Consider the following 21,985-nt stretch of genomic DNA (forward strand, 5'->3'; position numbering starts at 1 on the left):
CTGTGTGGCAGGAGGGGAGGATGCGTAATATCTTTAAACGCCTGAAGCTTGAACCTTCCCGTAGTTGCAAGTGGCGGTTTTCAACCGTTAACGATAAAAAAATCCTTCGCCGTTATGTTCAGGGGAAATACTGTTCCGACGTTCCTGTGGTTTCCGATCTGGATAACGTGATACGGCTGAATTCCACCTATCTGGAGCTGGTGGATAAGGGCTATTATTTGCGTGGTGGAGGAACACTGTTTGCTGGAATTGTATTCAGTATGATGTTTGTTATCGGTATTCTTTGGCCCTTGTTTCAGTTTTTATTCTTAGGTGGCGGAAAACATGCAGCATGGGGGGTACTGATTACAGCATGGGTACTTATTTTCCTTCCCATATCCTGGATTTCTTATAAGTTTTTAATTTCAGAAGTTTTTTCATGGACCCACTATCCCATCCGTTTTAACCGCAAAAATCAGATGGTCTACTTCTTTCAGGATCGGGACCAGGTGCTGGCCGTGCCATGGAAAAATCTTATCTTTGTGGCAGGGAATAATTCTAACAACCGGGGAACCTGGTCAATTTTTTGCGGTGTGGTCGCAGATGACGGCGAAAAAATCTCCCATATTTTTCCGTTACCGGCCCGTGAATGGGATACAAGACTGCTGGGTGTTTTCTGGGAGTTTATTCGCTGTTATATGGAAGAAGAAGAGTGTCTGGCGGATTTGGCGGAGGCCGTTGCCTATTGCATCCCGGTGGAAAAACAGAAAGAGGGCTGGCTGTTTGGTCTGCTGTATATGGCCAGAACCTCGGTCGGCAAACTGAGCCTGGTGGTGAATATCCCTGCCTACCCCATTCTCCTGGCGATCAGTATTCCCCGCTGGATAGTAATGCAGACCAGTAAAATCCCGGTCTGGCCGGAAGAGGTTGCCGCAGCCTGCCTGGTTGAGCCGGACGATCCGGTGAATATCGGAGCGGAAAATAATCGCCCTCAGCTGTGGCGGCGTCTGATGGCAGTGGAAGGGAAAGCGCGCTACACGCACTACTTTGAAAAAGAAAATGCGGCTATGCACAGGATCACTGCCCGGCTGAAAGCAAAATATGGCGTGAAAGAATAAATGCTGGTGAGAGCGGGCGAAAAGACTATTTCTGGTGTCAGTCTTAATAATTGAATATTTTCATCTGCGAAATTATGCCTTCAAACGGAGGTTTAACATTCCGATTAATGCCGGAAAAATGAAAGGCGAGATTTCAAATATTTTAAAAGTAAGAGACCCCATTTATTATTACGCAGAGCCTACACGCCTGGAGATGACCTTTCCCGGATTCACTGTCTGTGAGAATGTGGCAACGGACGCAGCGGGTCAGGGTGGCGCAACGGTTCTTATGAGTTGAGAATTCATTAATGATAACGAAATATTATCGGGAAAATTATTTAACTCTGAGCGAACATCAATATCTGGTGATCGACCGGATGAATACCGGAAACATTCCGGATACCTTTCCCGTAATTGAACTGGTTACACCGTTAACCGCTGGTCAGGCTCATCTTTATCCCTGGCTGCTTGCCCTGAATGATTTATCAATATCTGACTGGAATTGGCTGGAAAGTCAGTATCGCCAATCCAGGATAACAAAAGCGCAACCTCCCGGTTGCTTGTTGTTGACGGCGGGGCAGCCATCAGAGATTGTCCGCCATCATCTGACGAATGCGTTATTCATCAACGACCAACAGCAAAGCAAGCATGTTCTTCGTTATTACGATCCACGAGTGCTTTTTCATCTCATCTGGATGATGGACACATGGAGTCTGGCAAATCTGCTGGCCGTCCGGGATATTCCTGACTGGACATTCTGGCTGGATGGGCAGTGGCATACACTTTCATTTAATGCTGATCAACGTCCGGAATCCGTGAGAGCGAACCAAACTCAACTATTTAACGATCTACAGCGAATTGGGTTAATCAATGGTGTGCTTACTCGTTTGCCTCAATTAGATGATTTAACTCAACGAGAACAGCAGAGCAAAATAATTTTTCAGTTACTCGAAACAGGTGAAAATTGGCTAAATAATTCCGATGACTTGCGCGAGTTTGCATTCAACGGCGTTAAATATGGAATGAATTTTTATTTATCAGAACCTGTTCAGTCATTACTCAAAGAAAGTGAAAAACATCCCGGCACATATTGCCAGATTACTCGTAGCTGGAGCCGGGAAAAATGGAGTGCTGTTATGAATGACACAACTCGCAATGAGCCGAAAGGATTTTTATAATGAGCGAGAGCAAAGGATGTAATTTCTGTCGGCGTAGTGGGCTGGCATTATTGCCTGTGCGTCCGGGCGTAAAGGCTCAGGATGACAGCGCGCCGGATTTTCCCTCAACCTTCACGGCACCGGCAGTGGCGGCGCAAGGAGAAACCGCCTATACGGCCCGGCTTCTGCGCGAAGGGTTCCTTTATATCTGGAACGAGATGACAGGGAGCTGGATTAATTATTTTTCAACTGAAGAAGGCTATTTTTATCCACTACCGGAAAGTGGCGATATACCGCCTGATGTCGTCAGTGGAAAGACTCGCCCCTGTATTTCTGAACCGTCTGAACTGGCAAGCGCGTCGCTGATAACGCTGCCGGTACTGCTGCCCCCTTTTAAAAATGGCGTGTTCTGGTTTGCATGGAGCGAGGCTGAATGGACGGATGCGGTACGTAAGAAACATGAAGATGCCGGGTATCGTGCGCAATATATGCAACGTTTCGACATGGATAGCTGGATAAACAGCGGCAGTGCGGAAAATGTCACTTCCATTTCAGGATTGACGGATAGCGTAGCGGAATACAGCAGTGGGGCGGCAGGCAGTGAAATTCGGCAATGGTCTCCTGTGTTCTGGAAGGAAACGCATGCGATGGAAAGCATCAATCTGGTCATGGCCGCAGAGTCATTATCGCCTGGCAAAGGTGGGATCATCGTCCTGGATGACCCGGTAGCGGTGACGCAGGAAATATCGGCGTTGTGCAACTGGCGGCTGGATAAGAACTTCAGCAGCAACCCTGATTATACGCGCGGTCTGGCGCTCTCCTCGGCGCTGGCCGGGCTTCAGGATGCGATGTGTACCCAGTTTGAGCGTGATTTGCTGGAACAGGATGAACGGATGGAAAACCAGGTGCGCTATGGTTGGGAGACAACCGGTGGTATTCCGATCCCTGCACAGCCATCGCGTGCGGCCAGTCTGCACGAGCTGAATAATCAGGTGTTGAGCGCCAGTGTCGCTGAACACTGGGCGCCGTATGAAAAATACATCGATCGCAGCAAAGAGAAAGCGTTTCTACAGAAATATGAGAAGGCGCTGACCGCCTATGATCAGCGGATCATTTCCCCGATGGTGGCGATGTATCTGGCATGGCTGAAAAGCCATGATCTGCTGGATTATTTTGATCACAACTTTGACCCGGAGAATGTGGCAAGCGGCAGTCTGTTTGTCCAGGCGATACGCGACTGTGTTAGCGGAATGCAGGATAAAAAGGGGGCGTCGGATTATTTTTGTGAGCAACTGACGCAACCGTCGATAACAGCAATGAATATCCTGCTGCGTGCGACGGTGATAAACAATCTGACCTGGACGCAGCAGGTTAACAGTGCGATTTCCGGGGGGCGTTACGATGAATTGCCCTGGGAGAAACTGGCGGATGGTTTTAAAGATATTACAAAGGAACTAAAAAATAGCATCCATCTGGTGATGGAGAGTTACCTCAGCGCCATCAGTAGCATCCTGCTGGCGGTTGCCCGAAAATCAGTTGATGGCGTACTGATGCCCGCACTGGTCGCGCTGTCATCCTGTACTGGTCATGCGCTGAAAACGGTCAAACTGACCGGAGAAAGGAAATATTTTGTCAGCGCGGTGCTGGAGCAACTGGCTGAGATGACAGACCAGGAAAGCCGGGTAGCCAAAGACAGGCTGCGCCATTACATCGACATTGAAATGCGGCGCATGAAAATCTCCGGGGCGGTACTGGACGGTCGGCAAGAGAGCGAGTTTATCGTCATGATAGACATAGATGAAGCGAAAAAGGCGGCCTCGGTACCGTCGGAGGCACGCGCGCAGGCGACAGCCAAAGCCATTCGTTCGGCAGAGGAAATCAATGAGTCTGTTTTTCCCAAATTCTGGCGGGATAAGCTGTCCCTGGCGAAAGGGATATCAACCAACACATTAGCAGACGATGCCACCACGGCGGTGCCGTTTGCCGGGGGCTTCCTGTCGATGGCATTACAGTGGAATGCGGTAATCGGGGCGGGATTACCTGACGGGTTTGAGAAAGGCAGTAAATTCATTGCCAATATTGTTTCGGCTGTCGGCGCGTCGGCGGAGATGCTGGATAGTCTGTGGCGGGATTTCCGGTCAATTCGTTTGCGAGGGCTTGTACGCATAAAATACGGCGCCGGTATGGAGCGGTTTATTTCTGGTGTATTACGCAGGGTTGTGCGGGCTGGGGCATGGGCCGGGGTTGTGGCTGTATTGTGGGATGCATGGCATGCTATTGATGAATTATTGATAAAAGATAATGGTAGTACGAGTTTGGGAATTGCATATTTAGCCTCTCTGGTCGGTGGTGGACTCCTTTGGGCATCGGCTATGACCTGGCTGGCTCTGGGGCCGTTTGGTATTGTTATCTGCCTGATACTGGTGTTTGGTTCAGCGATATTTCTGGCGTCTAAAGAAAAAGATAAGATCCAAAAATGGCTGGCAGCCATGTGGTGGCGACAAATCCCATCGGATGATAAGGATACCCCTGAAGTAGTGCTAACCGAAAAAATGGAAATGGACGGGTTTAATAAACTGATGCAGCCGGAGGGCGCCGCAGCATGATGAATTACACCGGATTATATACCCCCTATAAGCTGAATCGCCCTTTAACAGAGAATGAAAGAAATGGCCAGTTCTGCCAGGGAAAACGCCGCAGGGTAAATGCCATTATGGATGAATCCTCTGTTATCAGAATGAATTCAACCTGTATGGAGACTGTGTGTAAATATTACCAGGGGCTTGGGGTCGCAGGCTCAATGCTATCTGTTTTATCTCTTGGATTGTTGACCATGACAATATACGGTTTTGGCTATGCAATCTTTGAGAATATATCAAGGGGCAGATCTTTTCCGCTGGTTGGGGGAAGTATTGTTTTTATTTTTATTGTGGTTTCTGAATATTTTTTGGTGCGGCTACTTCGTAAAGAATGGTTCCGAAAAACCCACTACCCGATCAGATTTAACCGCAAAAATCAGATGGTGTATGTTTACCAGGTCAACGGCGAGGTGCTTTCTGCTCCGTGGAACAAGATATTTTTCACCTCCGCCAGTTCAAAGGGGGCAGTGTCGGAATGGGGAATAGACGGGCATCTTCTGGCCGATGATGGTGAAACCGTGGTGAATACGTTCAGTCTGGCGGTTTCAGTGATGGGCAGTAAAAAACTGCTCAGTGAATACTGGGAATTTATCCGTTGCTATATGGAAGAAGCGTGTGTGGAAGACCTGGCCGAGTTGGTGACATTGTGCCCGCCGGTGGAGAACCGCAAAGAAGGCTATATTTTCGGCCTGCAGTACCTGCTGAAAATGGACTCGCGGCTGGAGTGGATATTCCTGCCTTTGATGCTGCCGCTCGATTTTCTTGCCAGCGTTTCCCGCTACATCGCCATGCAGACCAGTAAAATTCCGCAGTGGCCGCAGGAGGTGCTGGATGCCTGTCAGCCAGACCCTCATGACCCAATCAACGTCAGCGCTGCCAGTAATCCCGCGCATCTGTGGCGCTATGTGTTAGCCAATGAGAAACGGGAAGAGTATGAAGCGCGCTACGCCCGCCAGGCGGCGGCGTATGCCCGGATAAAGGCAAAGCTGGCGGCGCGTTATGAGAAAAGTGGCGCGTGAACCTGAAGTCGTGCTCACCGGGAAAATGGAAATGGACGGTTTTAATAAACTGATGCAACAGGAGGGAGACGCAGCATGATGAACTATACCGGATTATATACCCCCTATAATCTGAACCGCCCTTTAACAGAAAATGAAAGAAATGGCCAGTTCTGCCAGGGAAAACGCCGCAGGGTAAATGCCATTATGGATGAATCCTCTGTTATCAGAATGAATTCAACCTGTCTGGAAACTGTATGTAAATATTATTCCGGTACAGGGATTTCCAGCTCAATGATTGCTGTCCTGGCCTTTGGAATTCTTTTTATTTCTATGGCTGTGTTGATCGAATCTATATTTAATTCTATTGTGCATGGGGTTGAATTTTATTGGTTAGGATGTTTTATATCTATTTTAATTACTATTGCGGCAATATTTTTACTAAGTAAGTTATTACGTAAAGAATGGTTCAGGAAAACCCACTACCCGATCAGATTTAACCGCAAAAATAAGATGGTTTATGTTTACCAGGTTAACGGAGAGGCACTTTCTGTTCCGTGGAACAAGATATTTTTCACCTCCGCCAGTTCAAAGGGGGCCATGCCGGAATGGGGAATCGACGGACATCTTCTGGCCGATGATGGTGAAACCGTGGTGAATACGTTCAGTCTGGCGGTTTCAGTGATGGGCAGTAAAAAACTGCTCAGCGAATACTGGGAATTTATCCGCTGCTATATGGAAGAAGCGTGTGTGGAAGACCTGGCTGATTTGGTGACATTGTGCCCACCGGTAGAGAACCGGAAAGAAGGCTATATTTTCGGCCTGCAGTATCTGCTGAAAATGGACTCGCGGCTGGAGTGGATATTCCTGCCTTTGATGCTGCCGCTCGATTTTCTTGCCAGTATTGCCCGCTATATCGCCATGCAGACCAGCACAATCCCGCAGTGGCCGCAGGAGGTGCTGGATGCCTGTCAGCCAGCCCCCGATGACCCGATCAATATCAGCGCCGCCAGTAATCCCGCACATCTGTGGCGCTATGTGTTAGCTAATGAGAAACGGGAAGAGTACGAAGCGCGCTACGCCCGCCAGTCGGCGGCGTATGCCCGGATAAAGGCGAAGCTGGCGGCACGGTATGAGAAAAGTGGCGCGTGAACCTGAAGTCGTGCTAACCGAGAAAATGGAAATGGACGGTTTTAATAAACTGATGCAACCGGAGGGAGCCGCAGCATGATGAATTATACCGGATTATATACCCCCTATAAGCTGAACCGCCCTTTAACAGAGAATGAAAGAAATGGTCAGTTCTGCCAGGGAAAACGCCGCCGGGTAAATGCTATCATGGATGAATCCTCTGTTATCAGAATGAATTCAACCTGTCTGGAGACTGTATGTAAATATTATTCTGGCTTAGGGATATCAGGCTCACTTCTTGGAGTAGTATGTATTTTCATATTCTCACTTGTTGTATTAGCTCTTTTTGAAAGTGGGTATGATTTATATAATGGCGATAGTTCAGGTATGGCAGTGAGATCTTTTTTTATTGTAGTGCTTTTTGTTATAGGGTGTTTTTTTAGTCGGTTCCTTTTTAAGGAATGGTTCAGAAAAACCCACTACCCGATCAGATTTAACCGCAAAAATCAGATGGTGTACGTTTACCAGGTCAACGGCGAGGTGCTTTCTGTTCCGTGGAACAAGATATTTTTCACCACCGCCAGTTCAAAGGGGGCCATGCCGGAATGGGGAATAGACGGGCATATTCTGGCCGATGATGGTGAAACCGTGGTGAATACGTTCAGTCTGGCGGTTTCAGTGATGGGCAGTAAAAAACTGCTCAGTGAATACTGGGAATTTATCCGCTGCTATATGGAAGAAGCGTGTGTGGAAGACCTTGCCGATTTGGTGACATTGTGCCCGCCGGTGGAGAACCGCAAAGAAGGCTATATTTTCGGCCTGCAGTATCTGCTGAAAATGGACTCGCGGCTGGAGTGGATTTTCCTGCCGCTGATGCTGCCGCTCGATTTTCTTGCCAGTCTTTCCCGCTACATCGCCATGCAGACCAGTAAAATTCCGCAGTGGCCGCAGGAAGTGCTGGATGCCTGTCAGCCAGACCACCATGACCCGATCAATATCAGCGCCGCCAGTAATCCCGCGCATCTGTGGCGCTATGTGTTAGCCAATGAGAAACGGGAAGAGTACGAAGCGCGCTATACCCGCCAGGCGGCGGCGTATGCCCGGATAAAGGAAAAGCTGGCGGCACGGTATGAGAAGAGTGGCGCGTAAGTCAGCAAGAGTGCCGGAAAAGTAACAATAGCATCTTCCTTTGATTGTCAAAAAGGCGGTTATTTCTGGTGGGGAAGGTCGCGAAGATATACAGGATATTGGCGATTCGGATACAGTATTGTGAATTTGAATAGGGCATTACAGTACACGATAATATCGCCAATGCTGTATATTGCATTAATCCCAGAAGAAAGCATAAGTACTTTATTAATCAGAAGCATGGCTGCTATATGTTTAGTAATAAAAGCATTATTGCTATATGAGGGGAAAATGAATAAAACTATAATTGAATTATGGCAGGAAATAGAAATTTCTTCAGGGGAAAGTAAAAAAGAGTTGCTTTCAGAGTTTCTGTCTGAATTTTTGCGTTCCCAATTTTTGGTGGAGTGTGAAGAGTGTGATGGGAAAATGGGTTTAGTTGTAACTAAACCTGATGATGGGAATGTTGAACCCATATTATTCGCATGTGTAATTTTTAATGCAGAGGAAACCTCTGAAATATTATCTAATGCAATTAATGAACAAAAGAGAAAATTTCATCAGTTAGATGGTGCAACACTGCTTGGGGTTTCAAATGGCATAGGTTGTGCTTTAACAATTATTATATCAGAAAAAGAAAATGTTATCCTTGGAAAGGATATTATAAATGGACTTTATGTTGCGGTAACCGGTGATCAAAACTCTTCTGATAAACCTGCTACTGGCGACATATCCAAAAAATGGTTTTTGATTGGCCTTGTTGTTCTCGCGGTTTTAGGTTTTTTTGGTTTTAAGTTTCTTTTGAATCATATGAGCCTGCAACCAGTGGTCAATTTATCTGAAATATCATGGCGAGTAATAAAAACGAATTTTCCCAACAGCGGATTTTCGGTAGAGATACCGTTTAACTATAAAACAGATAGCTGGAAGAAAGACCTGGCTTATGAGCTTCAGTCTGGGAATGTTTTCAGGGTATATACAAGCAAAGACGCAATTTTTCGTAATCATGAGATCAATGTTGGTTTCCTCCCATCTTATGAATTGCTTGATCTGGATATTCAAACAGATATGATGTTATCTGCTATGCAAAAGAAAATAGGAGAGATTAATATAAGTAGCAAGCAGAATATTAAAGTTAACAGCAAAGATATGATTATGTTTAACGGCAATATGAACATGAAAGGGAAAAATGCCAGGCTCACCGGTGTTGTTTCATTAGTTCCTACTGGAGTAATGTGGGTTCAGATTATTTCTCCAGAAGGAGATAATAAAGAGCACGAATTTTTTGCGAATAAAATAATCAACAGCATCGAGGTGCAGAAATGAAAGGAATTATTCGTAAAAACGATAAACTATCTAGTGGCGGTTATGTTACAGGATGCTCGGAAACTATGAAATTCGCAGGCATTGGTGTTGCACGCAAAGGCGATCCTGTCAGTTGCCCAATAGATGGACACAGCCCGTCTTACATCTCAGAAGGGCATCCGACGATGAAAGATAATGGCGTAGCGGTTGCGTTTCATGGGTATAAATGTACCTGCGGATGCACGTTAATTACTTCTCTTGGTAATGCGACAACGAGTAAATAATGCCGGTTGATCTCGTTCGTACCCCTGCCAAAGCAAATCGTCAGACAACGCCCTCTGTAAAACGCTGGCTGATTTTTTTGCTTGTGCTTATATCCGTTGGTGGATTGCTGACCGCCTGGCTGTGGCCTGCGAATATATCCAGCCATACCCCCACGTTCTGGATATGTTCGGTTGCTATCCCCTGCCTGTTCTGGACGATACTTTTTATTGTTCGCTGGTTGATTTTTCTTGCTCCGGCATTCAGTGCAGATGGCTGGGATGATGCTCGCCGTCAGGATATCGAAATGGATATCTGGCGTGGTCAACGCAGTCTGCTGATTCAAACTCAGATTGTTCATTTGCCCCACGCTATCGCATCAGCATCATTACCAGGCCAATTGTTAATGACCGACGGAATTTCTTTGCCGTTGCAGGTAGATACAGCGACGAACAAGATTATCCATCAGGCTCGTTTCAATAATGCATATCTTCCATTAGAGCAACGACTGACCATGCAGTTGCAGGCATTGTTACAGGATGGTCAGCTACAGGCTGCGTTTCACCAAATGCCTTCGGGAAGTGCATTGTCAGTGTTGCTACAAACCGGAGCAGGCGCTGCTTTTCCTGAGTGGGTCAACCTGTTGCAGGAACTGACCGAACAGGAAATCGGTTGTTCTTTGCGTCTGACCTTCCTGGAAAGCGGTGGGATGGAAATGGTTGATACCTGGCTTGATTTGCGGGAGAGAGAGCGGACATTACTGGTGATAGCGTTGAATATGTCAGAGAAAGAAGCGGATGGTTCGGGAGATGCAGCGGTGGCGTTATTGCTGCATGACGAAGCGCAGCAGGGCAGTGAGGGCATTGCATGGCTGCACCGGCCAGAACAAACCAAAGAGAAGGGCATGAATTACGCGTTGCAGCAGGCGTTGCTGTGGGGGAAATCTACACCTGAAGAAATAAGCCAAATCTGGCTTTCAGGTATGGGAACCAGTAATCAGGCTGAAGGTGTTTTTTCTCAGACTGGAGTACGTTTCCCTTCGGCTGGTCAGCCCTGTGACATTGATATTCATCTCGGTCAGACAGCAGACGCTTCCCCCTGGCTTGCGATTGCCGTCGCGGCAGAAAATGCCCGTGATACCAGACACTCACAGTTATTGATGAGTTCTTCTGGTGAAAATGTCGCGCCCTGGTTTGCTGTTGTTCGTCCTCTTACTTCATAAATCCGTCGGCCTGATAACGCAGAATTTAAACCAGAGTCGCCATTTCATATATATCGTTCGTTAGCTTCCTCAGGAGTGAATCGCAGTGAAGCGTATTATTTCATTGTTTAAAAACACCAAATTTCAACTGTGGGTAATCTGCCTGGTGGTTCTTATCCTGGGAGCCGCTGTTTATTTTATTCTGAAATTTCGGCCTGAATGGCTGGGGTTGCTTTCGGGCTCAGTCAGTCAGGCTGTTTATCTGACTATCGATATTTTAGCTACGGCAGGTATTCTGACGGGGATCATTATCGTTTTATTTGCCAGTCGGGTATCGGGTGGACGGGAGTACCTGAAAGTGAAAGCCCTCGCGGCGGCAAATGGTAATCCCGCACAGGTTGAAAAAAGTAAAAAAACCGAAATCCGGCAAACTGAGTTTCACCGCCTCAAATCCCATCTCCGCGCCCGCTACGGTTTCTTCTGGCGCTACAAAGTCCGCCTTTTAATGGTGGTGGGGGAGGCGGCGCAAATCGCCGCCCTGGCGCCGGGTCTGGCAGACAGGCAGTGGCTGGAAGGCAGCCGCACGGTGCTGCTGCACGGCGGCAGTTTAAGCGACGAGGTCAATAAAGAGCGGCTGGCCGAATGGCGCAAGCTGCGGCGCAGCCGCCCGCTGGACGGCGTTGTCTGGGCGCTCAGCGATGAGCAGAGCGGCGCGCCCCGCGTAATGGATAACGGGCTGCGCACTCTGGAACATATCGGCGAAGCGCTACGTTACCAGCCGCCGGTGTATCTGTGGCAGGTGTGCGACAGCAAGTGGTCGCAGGACGGGCGGGTAACACAGCCGCTCGGCGTGGTGCTGCCGGGCCAGGCGACAGCGGAAGATATCGGGCGTCAGCTACGCTCGCTGTTGCCGAAGCTTCGCGAGCAGGGGCTGGCGCAGGTGGAGCACAGCCGGGCGCATGACTTTTTGCTGCGATTCGGGCAACAGCTTGAAAAGGACGGCATCGCCGGCTGGCAACAGCGCCTTGCGCCGTGGCTGGCTGACTATTCCCGCATTCCGCTGCGCGGTCTGATGTTCAGCCAGGCGCTGGCGGTAAAAGATGCCGCTTCCGGTATTCACGAGCACCGCTGGGATTCGCCCGCCGTCTGGCAGGGCGTGACCGGCGACTGCGCCACGGCGCGCGGCAGACGCGTCGGGATGGCGTGGGAGCGCACGCTGTGCCATGTTGTGCTGGCATGCATCGCCCTCTGGGGCGTGGGCAGTCTGGTTTCCTTTGCTGTCAACCGCCACCAGATTGTTTCGGCGGCAGAGCAGGCGCAGCAACTGGTGCGCCATCCGGCGGTGACGGACGCGCAGCTTATCGCATTGCAGTCGTTGCGTACCGATATCGGCCTGTTGCAGGTACGCGAGCAGGAGGGCGCGCCCTGGTATCAGCGCTTCGGCCTGAGCCATCATTCGCCACTGCTGGCCGCTCTGATGCCGTGGTACGCGCAGGCCAATAACCGCCTGATACGTGATGCGGCGGCGCAGAGCCTGCTGGAGCGTCTCTCGAAACTGGCGAACCTGCCGCCCGCCAGCCCGCTGCGCGCGCAGATGGCGAAACCGGGTTACGACCAGCTTAAGGCGTACCTGATGATGGTGCGCCCGGAAAAGGCCGATGCCGCGTTTTACGCGCAGGCGATGAAAGCCGTGGAGCCGGCGCGCCCCGGTATTTCGGCGTCGCTGTGGCAGAGCATCGCCCCGGATTTATGGGGCTTTTACGCCGCGAACCTGGCCGCGCATCCTGACTGGAAAATCACCCCGGACAACGCGCTGATAAGCCAGACGCGTCAGGTGCTGCTGGAGCAGATTGGTCAGCGCAATGCGGAAAGCACCCTGTATGAGAATATGCTCACGTCGGTACGGCGTAACTATGCCGACCTGCGTCTGGAGGATATGACCGGCGACACCGACGCCAGCCGTCTGTTCTCCACCCGTGAAGTGGTACCCGGCATGTTTACCCGTCAGGCGTGGGACGGCGGCATCCAGGAGGCGATTGATAAAGCCGTGACCTCGCGGCGCGATGAAATCGACTGGGTGCTGAGCGACAACCGTAAAACCGTCGCGGCGGACATCGCCCCGGAGGCGCTGAAAAAACGCCTCACCGAACGCTACTTCACCGATTTCGCCGGGGCGTGGCTGAATTTCCTCAACAGCATCAACTGGAACGAAGCGCAGAACCTGTCGGACGTCACCGACCAGTTAACCCTGATGAGCGATGTACGCCAGTCACCGCTGATAGCCCTGATGAACACCCTGGCGTTTCAGGGCCAGGCGGGCCAGCAGGACGAAGCCCTGTCTGATTCTCTGGTCAAATCGGCCAGAGATTTGCTTGGCAAGGATGACAAACCGGCCATCGACCAGCAGGCCGCCGGACCGATGGGGCCGCTCGACGGTGCTTTCGGGCCGCTGCTGAGCCTGATGGGCAAAAACCGGGCGCAGAACGTGATGTCGGCGGACAGCACCCTGAGCCTGCAAACCTACCTGACCCGCGTCACCCGCGTGCGCCTCAAGCTCCAGCAGGTGGCGACCGCTTCCGACCCGCAGGCGATGATGCAGCAACTGGCCCAGACCGTGTTCCAGGGCAAGAGCGTCGACCTGACCGATACCCAGGAGTACGGCAGCCTGGTGGCGGCAAGCCTCGGTGAGGAGTGGAGCGGCTTCGGCCAGGCGATGTTCGTCCAGCCGCTGACCCGCGCCTGGGAGATGGTGCTCCAGCCATCGGCCGCCAGCCTCAACGACCAGTGGAAAAACGCAGTGGTGGCTAACTGGCATTCGGCCTTTGACGGGCGCTACCCGGTGGCCGCCAGTAAAAGTGACATCTCGCTGCCGATGCTGGCCGAATTTATCCGTAAAGACAGCGGGCGCATTGACCGCTTCCTCAGTACCGAACTCAATGGCGTACTGCACAAGGAAGGCTCGCGCTGGGTGGCGGATAAAACCAACAGCCAGGGGCTGGCGTTTAACCCGGCGTTTCTCAGGGCCATCAATCAGTTAAGCCAGTTGTCCGATATCCTGTTTACCGACGGCAGCCAGGGCATCAGTTTCGAACTGCAGGCGCGACCGGTGCCGGAAGTGGTGGAAACCCAGCTCTCCGTTGACGGGCAGAAGCTGCATTATTTTAACCAGATGGCTGACTGGCAGAGCTTCCGCTGGCCGGGGGAGACGTATAAGCCCGGCGCGATGCTGACCTGGACCTCCACGTCAGCAGGCGCGCGTCTGTTCGGTGACTATACCGGCACCTGGGGCTTTATCCGTCTGCTTGAACAGGCGAAAGTGGTCAGACTCGACGACGGCGTCTATCAGCTCACCCTCACCGCGCCGGACAACAGGGTGTTGCAGTGGATATTACGCACCCAGCTTGGCGACGGGCCGCTGGCGTTGCTGAAACTTAAGGGCTTTACCCTGCCGGCGCAGATATTTGATGTTGATGCCAGCGCCACAGAGCAGGCGCTGTCCGGCGATACTGCCATGGACGATAACAGCGACAGTAACGGAGAATAACCCATGGCGACCCTTGATACCCTGCTGGCGGCCTGCCGGCAAACTAAAGACACCCTGCTGCCGCAGGCGATGAGCCGCACCGCGCTCTGGGATAACTGGCTTATGCCCGTCAGTGCCGATGCGCCGACCGGCAGCGACCCCGGCTATGACGACGATTTCCAGCAGATACGCGAAGAGGTCAATAAGCTCTCCGGGGCCGATACGGCGCTGGTCTGCGAGCTGGCGCAGAAGCTACTGACCACCACCTCGAAAGACATCCGCATCGCCACTTATTACCTGTGGGCGCGGTTGCACCGCGACGGCGAGACGGGTCTTGCTGACGGACTGGAGCTGCTGGCCGGGTTGCTGCAGCGCTTTGGTGAAACGCTGCACCCGCAGCGGCCTAACAGCCGTAAGGCAGCGCTGGAATGGCTTGCGGGCAGCCGGGTGCTGGACAGTCTCTCGCTGTACCCGGAAGTGGCGAAGCCGGACTCAGAACGCATCACTGGCGCGCTGACGCTTATCGAACAACAACTGGATTCATGGGATGACGCTTCCCGTCCGCAGTTAAGCGGCCTGTACGCGGCGCTGGAAAACCGCCTCGCCCAGTCCGGCGGCCCGGATGCGGTCATCCCGCAAAACAGCGGCCCGGCGGTCAGCGCGTCTCCGGCAGGCTCTGCCGACGCCCCGGTTATTAAACCGGTGACCTCCGGGCGCGATTTACTCGACCAGGCGAAACTGCTGGCGGGTTTTCTGCGCGACCAGCCGAACGGCTGGCTTTCCGGGCATCACCTGATGAAAAGCGTGCGCCAGGATACCCTGCATGAACTGCCGCCGCTGGCGGCTGACGGGCGTACCCGGCTCGCGCCGCCCAAACCGGAATACCGCGCGCTGCTTAAACGCCTGTACCTGCAACAGAGCTGGCTGGAGCTGCTGGAGCAGGCTGACGACCTGTTCGGCCAGGGCGTCTGTCACGTCTGGCTGGATTTGCAGTGGTATATCCACCAGGCGTTAAGCCGGGCGGGCGCGCCGTATGACGGCTGGGCGGACATCATTAAGCAGGATTTACGCGGCCTGCTGACCCGTCTGCCGGGACTGGAAAGCCTCAGCTACAGCGACGGCACGCCGTTTGCTGATGAAGTCACACTCAACTGGATAACCCAGCAGGTGATGGACGCGCCCGGCGGCTGGGGCGACAGCAACACCGCACCAGCCAGCACCGCAGGCGATGACGACATCCTGCAACTGGAGCCGGAAGCGCTGACCCTGGCCGACAGTGAGGGCATTGACGCGGCGCTGGGCTGGCTGCAAAACCGGCCGGGCGCCACCGCCCCGCGCAGTCGCTGGCTGCTGCGCCTGCTGATGGCGCGGGTCGCCGAGCAGTACGGTAAAAACGAGATGGCGCTGCATCTGCTGAGTGAACTGGACGGCAGCGGCGCGCAACTGACGCTCACACAATGGGAGCCGGATTTACTGTTTGAGGTGAAAGCCCGCCGGCTGAAGCTGCTGCGCATGAAAGCCAGCCGGGCGGATGCGGATAAACCGCGCATCCAGAGCGAAATGGACGGCCTGCTCGCCGGGCTGATTGCGCTCGACCCGGCACGGGCGGCGGTGTTGTGCGGTTGATATAAAGGAGAACCGGAATGGCAATCGGCAATTATTTAGTTAAGGGCGACAAAACCACCTGCGGCGGCGTGATTATTGAAGGGGATACCACCCATACCCTGTCCGGCAAACCGGTAGCACGCGAGCGGGATAAAGTGACCTGCGGACAGCATCCGGGAACGTATTACATCGCAGGTGGTATTTCGAATGATGTGGTACACGGGCGCAAAATGGCCGGCACGCTCGACAGCAAGAGCACCTGCCCGTGCAAGGCGCGGTTTGTGCCTTCGATGAAGAAGGATACTTACGAGGCCTGACTGATTTTATATTTTTACCAGACGTTCTGGTCGGGCTGACAACAGCAGTCCGGTACACAATTCATAACGCCTTTCTTTTACAGCCATTCTCCAGAGCTTCAGAAATATATGGACGACTTAACCCTGCGTTATTTTGACGCTGAAATGCGCTATCTGCGCGAAGCGGGCGAGGAATTCGCCCGCGCCCATCCCGACCAGGCCGCCGGGCTCAATCTTGACAAGACCGGCGCCCGCGACCCGTATGTGGAGCGGCTGTTTGAAGGCTTTGCCTTCCTGATGGGCCGCCTGCGCGAAAAGCTCGACGACGACCTGCCGGAACTGACCGAAGGGCTGGTCAGTATGCTGTGGCCGCACTATTTGCGCACTATTCCATCGCTCTCCATTGTCGAGTTCACTCCCGACTGGCGCGAGATGAAGGAGCGCATGGCGGTGGCGCGCGGCTTCGAGGTGCTGTCCCGGCCGCTCGGCGAACGCCGTACCCGCTGTCGCTACACTACTACGCAGGATATCGACCTGCTGCCGCTGTCGCTCAGCCGCGCCCGGCTGGATGTTGAGCCGGACGGACGTTCGGTGATCCGCCTGCGTTTTGAATGCGGCGAACTGGCCGACTGGAGCCGGATTGATTTAAGCCGTCTGCCGCTCTATCTCGACGCGGATGCGCCGCTGGCCTGCGCGCTGCACGAAGCGCTGACCCTCAATGTCGCCCGTATGTGGCTGCGCCTGCCGGGCGATACCGACCGTCAGCCGCTGGGCGGCCATTTCTCCGCGCAGGGTTTTGGCGATGACGACGGGCTGTGGCCGAAGGGCGAGAGCAGCTTCAGCGGCTATCAGCTATTGCTGGAGTATTTCACCTTCCGCGAGAAGTTTATGTTTGTGGCGCTGCGCGGGCTGGAGAATATGGCGGCCTCTGCCGGGCTGTCGTGGTTTGAAGTCGATATCGTGCTGAAAACGCGCTGGGAGCATGATTTCAGCTTCAGCGAAAAACACCTGCGTCTGCACTGCGTGCCGGTAATAAACCTGTTTCCGCTGGAGTCCGACCCGCTGCGTCTCGATTCGTTGCAGACCGAATACCTGCTGCGCCCGATGCGCATCCAGGACGGCCATACCGAAATTTATTCGGTGGATTCGGTGATGTCGTCACGCCATTCCGGCCACCAGGTGTATGTACCGTTTTCCAGCTTTCGCCACAAGGGCGGGATGCTGCGCCACGATGCGCCGGAGTATTACTACCACACCCGCGTTAAGCGCGGCCCGTCCGGTCTGCATGATACCTGGCTGATTCTCGGCGGTGAGGCGTTTGACAACCACACCGTCCCGGAAGACGAAAGCCTGTCACTGAGCCTGACCGGCACCAACGGCCAGTTGCCGCGCAAAACCCTGCAAAGCACCGTGCTGGATACGGCGGTGAAAACCACGGCATCCAGTATCCGGGTGCGCAACCTGTGTGCGCCGACCATGCCGTGCTATCCGCCCAACCGCGACCGCTTTCACTGGCGGGTGCTGAGCCATCTGGGCAGCAGCTTTTTGTGGATGATGGACAACGCCGAGGTGCTGCGCGGCACGCTCTCACTTTACGACTGGACGGATAACGAGATGAACCGTCGCCGCCTGGAGGCGATAGTGGATGTCCGGCACAGCGAAATCGAACGCTTTGAGCGGGGTCATCTGCTGCGTGGCGTGCAGATTGAGGTGACGCTGGACGCTAACGGCTTTGCCGGTCACGGCGATATCTGCCTGTTTGGCGAGATGCTGAGCCGCTTCTTTGCGTTGTACACCGATATTCACCTGTTTAACCGTCTGATTTTAATCCTTCAGCCAACCGGAGAACGTCTCGAATGGGAAGAGAACCACAACCGACGCATCCCCGGCTGACGGCGCGCCTCGATAAAGATATCGCGCGGATTAACTTTTACCGCTTCTGTCAGTTGCTGGAAAAGCGCAACCCGACGCGTCCGCCGATTGGCAGCACCATTAATCCTGCGGATGACCCGGTGCGCTTCCGTCCCTGGCCGGGAATGGGGTTCCCGGCGAGTGAAATTAAAGCGGTTGAAACGGATGAGGATAATCCGGATGCGCCGCCCACGGTACGCACCACTTTTATGGGGTTGTACGGCGTGGATTCGCCGTTGCCGACAACGTACCTTGACGATATTACTCAGCGGCGTGAAGGACATGAAGCGCTGGAAGCGTTTCTCGATATCTTCAACCACCGCATCCTGACGCAGTTCTACCGTATCTGGCGAAAATACTCCTACCCGGCGACCTTTGAGGCGGGCGGCAGAGACAACACCTCGCAGAGCCTGCTGGGGCTTATCGGGCTGGGTATTCCCGGCACCGAAAACCATGTCGCCACGCCGGTATCGCGCTTTCTGGCGCTGCTGGGGATGATGCGCCAGCCGGGACGTACCGCCGAAGGGGTGCAGGCGCTGGTGCGTTTACTGGCGCCGAAGACCCGCGCGGTGGTGACGCCGCACTGCCTGCGCCCGGTGCGCATCAGCCAGCCGATGGGCTTTTACGGTGATGAGGGGTTTCTGCTGGACGGCCATACCGTGCTGGGCGATGAAATTACCGAAGCCAACAGCCAGTTGCGCATCGCGCTTTACGCCACCGATGTTAAGGAAGCGCAGGGCTGGCTGCCGGAAGGGCAGATTTACAGCGATTTTCTGGTGCTGCTGCGCGTTTATCTCGGCTGGCGCTATAAAGCGCGCATTGAACTGACGGTGCCCACACATCTGCTGCCGGAACCGGTACTGGGCGATGAGCGCTTTTTGCTGGGGCTGACCGGGGTGCTGGGTGTGGACGATGTGTCTGCGCCGGACGCCATCCCTTGTGAATTTACCGTTGAACTGGGCCATTACTGTGGAATGTCGCCCGCTGTGAACATTAAAGGAAACCGACGTGTTGCGTATCACTTCGATTAAAGGATTGCCATTACTGCTATTGCCGTTATTACTGAGCGGCTGCGGGTTGACGCAAAAAATCAGCGACGGCGCTTCGTCCGCCATGAACGCGGTTTTTCACAAACAGGTGAAAACCCTGCATCTCGATTTTACCGCCCGCGAGGCGCTGAACATCGACGAGCGGGAAAGCGGCTCGCTGTCAGAGCCAGTGATGGTACGGGTGTATCAGCTTAAGGATTCTAAAACCTTTGATAAAGCGGTCTATGAACAACTGGTTAAGGATGATGAAGAGACGCTGGGCGACAGCCTGCTGGTCTCCCGCGATGTGGTGGTGAAGCCGGGCGGCGATGCAAACCTTAATATGCCGATGCACGAAGAGACACAGTTTGTGGCCGTGGTGGGACTGTTCCGCCACCCGGATACGGCCAAAAATCACTGGAAACTGCTGCTGACCCGTGATGACCTCGACCCGGATGAGGCACGGATTATTGAGCCGGGCGACAACAACCTGACGCTGATTCCCCGTAAGGACGACTGATATGCCGCAGACAAACGGCCCCTCCCTCTACGAAACCCTGTTCGGCAACTTTGCCGGCGGCCTTGACCTGCACCAGGTGAGCGAACAAAACCAGGTTATTCTCTCGGTGCTGGATAACATGCAGCGCATCCTCAATACCCGCGCCGGTAGCCTGAAGCATCTGCCGGATTACGGACTGCCGGACATGACGAAAATCCTCCAGGGAATGCCCGGCACCGCGCATCAGTTGATGACCACGCTCTCGGCAGTATTGCTGAAATATGAGCCGCGCCTGAAACGCATTGACGTGGTGATGCTGGAGCAGACCATGCCCGGTGAGCTGCGCTACGCCATTGACGCAGAGCTCAAAGGCATCGGTCTGGTGCGCTACGGCACTGATTTTATGCCGGAAGGGCGGGTGCTGATCCGGCACCTGAAACAACAACAGTATCTGGATGCGCGGGCTGCCGTGTAGTTTTATTAAGGAAAATAACGATGACCGACACCGTGACGCATCACCTCAGAACCGGCGGCGACCCGCGAACGCTTGCCGATTATGCCAGCCTGCGCGATGAACTGGCGAAGCTCACCCATCCGGCGCGCCCGGATGTGAACTGGAAACATGCCGAAAAATGCTGCCTTTCGCTGTTTGAGCAAAACGGCGTGGAGTTGCAGACCGCCGCCTGGTACACCCTGGCCCGCACCCGGCTGGCCGGGCTGTACGGCCTGAACGAAGGGCTGGCGGTGCTGGAAGCGCTGATTACCCACCAGTGGGGCAACCTGTGGCCGCAGCCCGTTCATGCCCGGATGGAAATTCTCACCAGCCTGAGCCAGCGTCTGCAACAGGCGATGCGCACGCTGACGCTGTGCCATGCCGACCTCAGCCAGCTTTACCGGGCGGAGCAGTATCTCGTGCGACTTGGCGAGGTGCTGCAACGTCTGGAGCTTAAGCATCTGAGCCAGCTTGACGCCCTGCGCGCACAACTGCACAACGCGGCGGTACGGCTGGAGAACAGTGACGGCGCGGCGGGGGAGGTGACCGGCGTGACGCTTCCGGCACAGACCCTGACAGCAGAGAAAACCGGGACAACAACCAGCCCGGCCACCGGCAATATGCAGTGGGTGTATGTGGCACAGCCGGAGCCGCAGCCCAGTGTCACCGTTATCAGCGAACCGCCGCCCCCCGCGAAGCCCTGGAAGCCGTTTGCCGCCGGGATGTTGTCCATGCTGGTTGTCGGCAGTGCAGCCGCGTGGGGCTGGCAGTATTTCACCCGCCCCGACCCGCTGGCAGGGCGGCTGGAGGCATCTCTGACGCTGCCGGAACCGCTTTCCGCCACGCAAATTAAAGCGATAAAGCTCACATCACCCTCAGCGGGCGAAGGGATTCGGCGAACACAGCAGCAACTGGCGCGCTTAAGCAGCCTGCCGCCGGACTGGTCGCAGCGCTACGGCAGTGCGCTGGTGCAACAGGCGCAGGCGCTGTGGCCGGAGCAGGCAACAGCACTCGCACAACAATGGCACAATCAGCTTAATGCCGCGGCCTTGTCAGCCGATAATCTGGACGGCTGGTATCAGGGGATGGCGCAGCTACAACAACTGACCGACCGCCTGAACGCACTGGATGAACGGCACGGCAGCTATATCACTGCCAGCGAGCTGAAAACCGCCGTGTTCGCCATTACCCGGTCGTTTAACCGCGCGGTGCCGGTGGAAGAGCAACTGCGTCAGCTTACAGCCAGCCCGGAAGGTCAGCCGCTGAGCAGTGCGCAAAAAACGCAGGCTGAACTGGCGCTGAATGCGCTACTGAGCCGTTACACGCTGATAACGGGCGAACCGGTATCATTAACGGAATGACCTGTGCGTCCAGGGGCATTGAATCTGCGCAACATGCGAAAAAAAAGCCCGTACTTTCGTACGGGCTCTTCTTTAAATATGGCGGTGAGGGGGGGATTGACTCGCTTCGCTCGCCCTGACGGGCAGCCCGCTCACGTTGTTCGCGGTCTGTCCAACGGGCTGCGCCCGTTGTCGAACCCCGGTCGTGGGTTCTCATCCCCCCTGGACCTGCGCAACATGCGAAAAAAAGCCCGTACTTTCGTACGAGCTCTTCTTTAAATATGGCGGTGAGGGGGGGATTGACTCGCTTCGCTCGCCCTGACGGGCAGCCCGCTCACGTTGTTCGCGGTCTGTCCAACGGGCTGCGCCCGTTGTCGAACCCCGGTCGTGGGTT

General features: G+C 54.0%; 16 protein-coding genes and 1 pseudogene. All 17 read left to right on the forward strand.

From position 1 onward, the window contains the following. Positions 1-20 precede the first annotated feature (20 nt). The 17 genes and pseudogenes from WB371_RS22000 to WB371_RS22080 all read left to right on the forward strand — a co-directional run bounded on the left by WB371_RS22000 (position 21) and on the right by WB371_RS22080 (position 21,612). On the forward strand, positions 21-1,097 hold the full coding sequence (locus WB371_RS22000; RefSeq protein ID WP_336222117.1) for a DUF6708 domain-containing protein: 1,077 nt from the start codon (positions 21-23) through the stop codon (positions 1,095-1,097). 287 nt (positions 1,098-1,384) lie between these two features. Beyond that, a complete protein-coding gene (locus WB371_RS22005; RefSeq protein WP_336222118.1) occupies positions 1,385-2,254 on the forward strand; it encodes a DUF4123 domain-containing protein in 870 nt (289 codons plus the stop codon). Then, positions 2,254-4,839 carry a T6SS effector BTH_I2691 family protein gene (locus WB371_RS22010; RefSeq protein ID WP_336222119.1) on the forward strand — a complete coding sequence of 862 codons (2,586 nt, stop codon included), beginning with the start codon at positions 2,254-2,256 and terminating at the stop codon, positions 4,837-4,839. Before WB371_RS22005 ends, WB371_RS22010 begins: the two co-directional genes overlap by 1 nt. 227 nt (positions 4,840-5,066) lie before the next feature. Further along, the gene (locus tag WB371_RS22015) at positions 5,067-5,891 is read left to right on the forward strand and encodes a DUF6708 domain-containing protein (protein WP_336222120.1); all 825 of its coding nucleotides are present in this window, start codon (positions 5,067-5,069) and stop codon (positions 5,889-5,891) included. Positions 5,892-6,203: 312 nt separating this feature from the next. Beyond that, entirely contained in the window at positions 6,204-7,022 is an 819-nt protein-coding gene (locus tag WB371_RS22020) for a DUF6708 domain-containing protein (protein WP_336222133.1), read from the forward strand. A gap of 366 nt (positions 7,023-7,388) precedes the next feature. Further along, positions 7,389-8,150: a DUF6708 domain-containing protein gene (locus tag WB371_RS22025; protein WP_336222121.1), complete on the forward strand. Its 762-nt coding sequence runs from the start codon at positions 7,389-7,391 to the stop codon at positions 8,148-8,150. Positions 8,151-8,312: 162 nt separating this feature from the next. Beyond that, positions 8,313-9,455 carry a hypothetical protein gene (locus WB371_RS22030; RefSeq protein ID WP_336222122.1) on the forward strand — a complete coding sequence of 381 codons (1,143 nt, stop codon included), beginning with the start codon at positions 8,313-8,315 and terminating at the stop codon, positions 9,453-9,455. After that, positions 9,452-9,718, forward strand: a complete 267-nt coding sequence (locus WB371_RS22035) for a PAAR domain-containing protein (protein ID WP_336222123.1) — start codon at positions 9,452-9,454, stop codon at positions 9,716-9,718. Before WB371_RS22030 ends, WB371_RS22035 begins: the two co-directional genes overlap by 4 nt. Continuing rightward, complete coding sequence (locus WB371_RS22040) at positions 9,718-10,917, forward strand: hypothetical protein (RefSeq protein WP_336222124.1); 1,200 nt, start codon at positions 9,718-9,720, stop codon at positions 10,915-10,917. The genes WB371_RS22035 and WB371_RS22040 overlap by 1 nt, the downstream gene beginning before the upstream one ends. A gap of 85 nt (positions 10,918-11,002) precedes the next feature. Then, the gene (locus WB371_RS22045) at positions 11,003-14,440 is read left to right on the forward strand and encodes an ImcF-related family protein (protein ID WP_336222125.1); all 3,438 of its coding nucleotides are present in this window, start codon (positions 11,003-11,005) and stop codon (positions 14,438-14,440) included. 3 nt (positions 14,441-14,443) lie between these two features. Then, the gene (gene tssA / locus WB371_RS22050) at positions 14,444-16,045 is read left to right on the forward strand and encodes a type VI secretion system protein TssA (RefSeq protein WP_336222126.1); all 1,602 of its coding nucleotides are present in this window, start codon (positions 14,444-14,446) and stop codon (positions 16,043-16,045) included. Positions 16,046-16,062: 17 nt separating this feature from the next. Beyond that, a pseudogene (locus WB371_RS22055) lies at positions 16,063-16,335 on the forward strand (PAAR domain-containing protein); the annotation flags it as partial. Positions 16,336-16,449: 114 nt separating this feature from the next. Beyond that, complete coding sequence (tssF, locus tag WB371_RS22060) at positions 16,450-18,213, forward strand: type VI secretion system baseplate subunit TssF (protein ID WP_336222127.1); 1,764 nt, start codon at positions 16,450-16,452, stop codon at positions 18,211-18,213. Beyond that, a complete protein-coding gene (gene tssG / locus WB371_RS22065; RefSeq protein ID WP_336222128.1) occupies positions 18,177-19,262 on the forward strand; it encodes a type VI secretion system baseplate subunit TssG in 1,086 nt (361 codons plus the stop codon). The genes tssF and tssG overlap by 37 nt, the downstream gene beginning before the upstream one ends. Next, positions 19,240-19,779 (forward strand): type VI secretion system lipoprotein TssJ, encoded by a 540-nt coding sequence (gene tssJ, locus WB371_RS22070; RefSeq protein ID WP_336222129.1) that lies wholly within the window; start codon positions 19,240-19,242, stop codon positions 19,777-19,779. The genes tssG and tssJ overlap by 23 nt, the downstream gene beginning before the upstream one ends. Before the next feature lies 1 nt (position 19,780). Continuing rightward, a complete protein-coding gene (gene tssE / locus WB371_RS22075) occupies positions 19,781-20,233 on the forward strand; it encodes a type VI secretion system baseplate subunit TssE (RefSeq protein ID WP_336222130.1) in 453 nt (150 codons plus the stop codon). A 20-nt stretch (positions 20,234-20,253) separates the two neighbouring features. Continuing rightward, the gene (locus WB371_RS22080; RefSeq protein WP_336222131.1) at positions 20,254-21,612 is read left to right on the forward strand and encodes a VasL domain-containing protein; all 1,359 of its coding nucleotides are present in this window, start codon (positions 20,254-20,256) and stop codon (positions 21,610-21,612) included. Positions 21,613-21,985 lie beyond the last annotated feature (373 nt).

The organism is Citrobacter amalonaticus (assembly GCF_037053465.1).
Taxonomy (GTDB): domain Bacteria; phylum Pseudomonadota; class Gammaproteobacteria; order Enterobacterales; family Enterobacteriaceae; genus Citrobacter_A; species Citrobacter_A amalonaticus_H.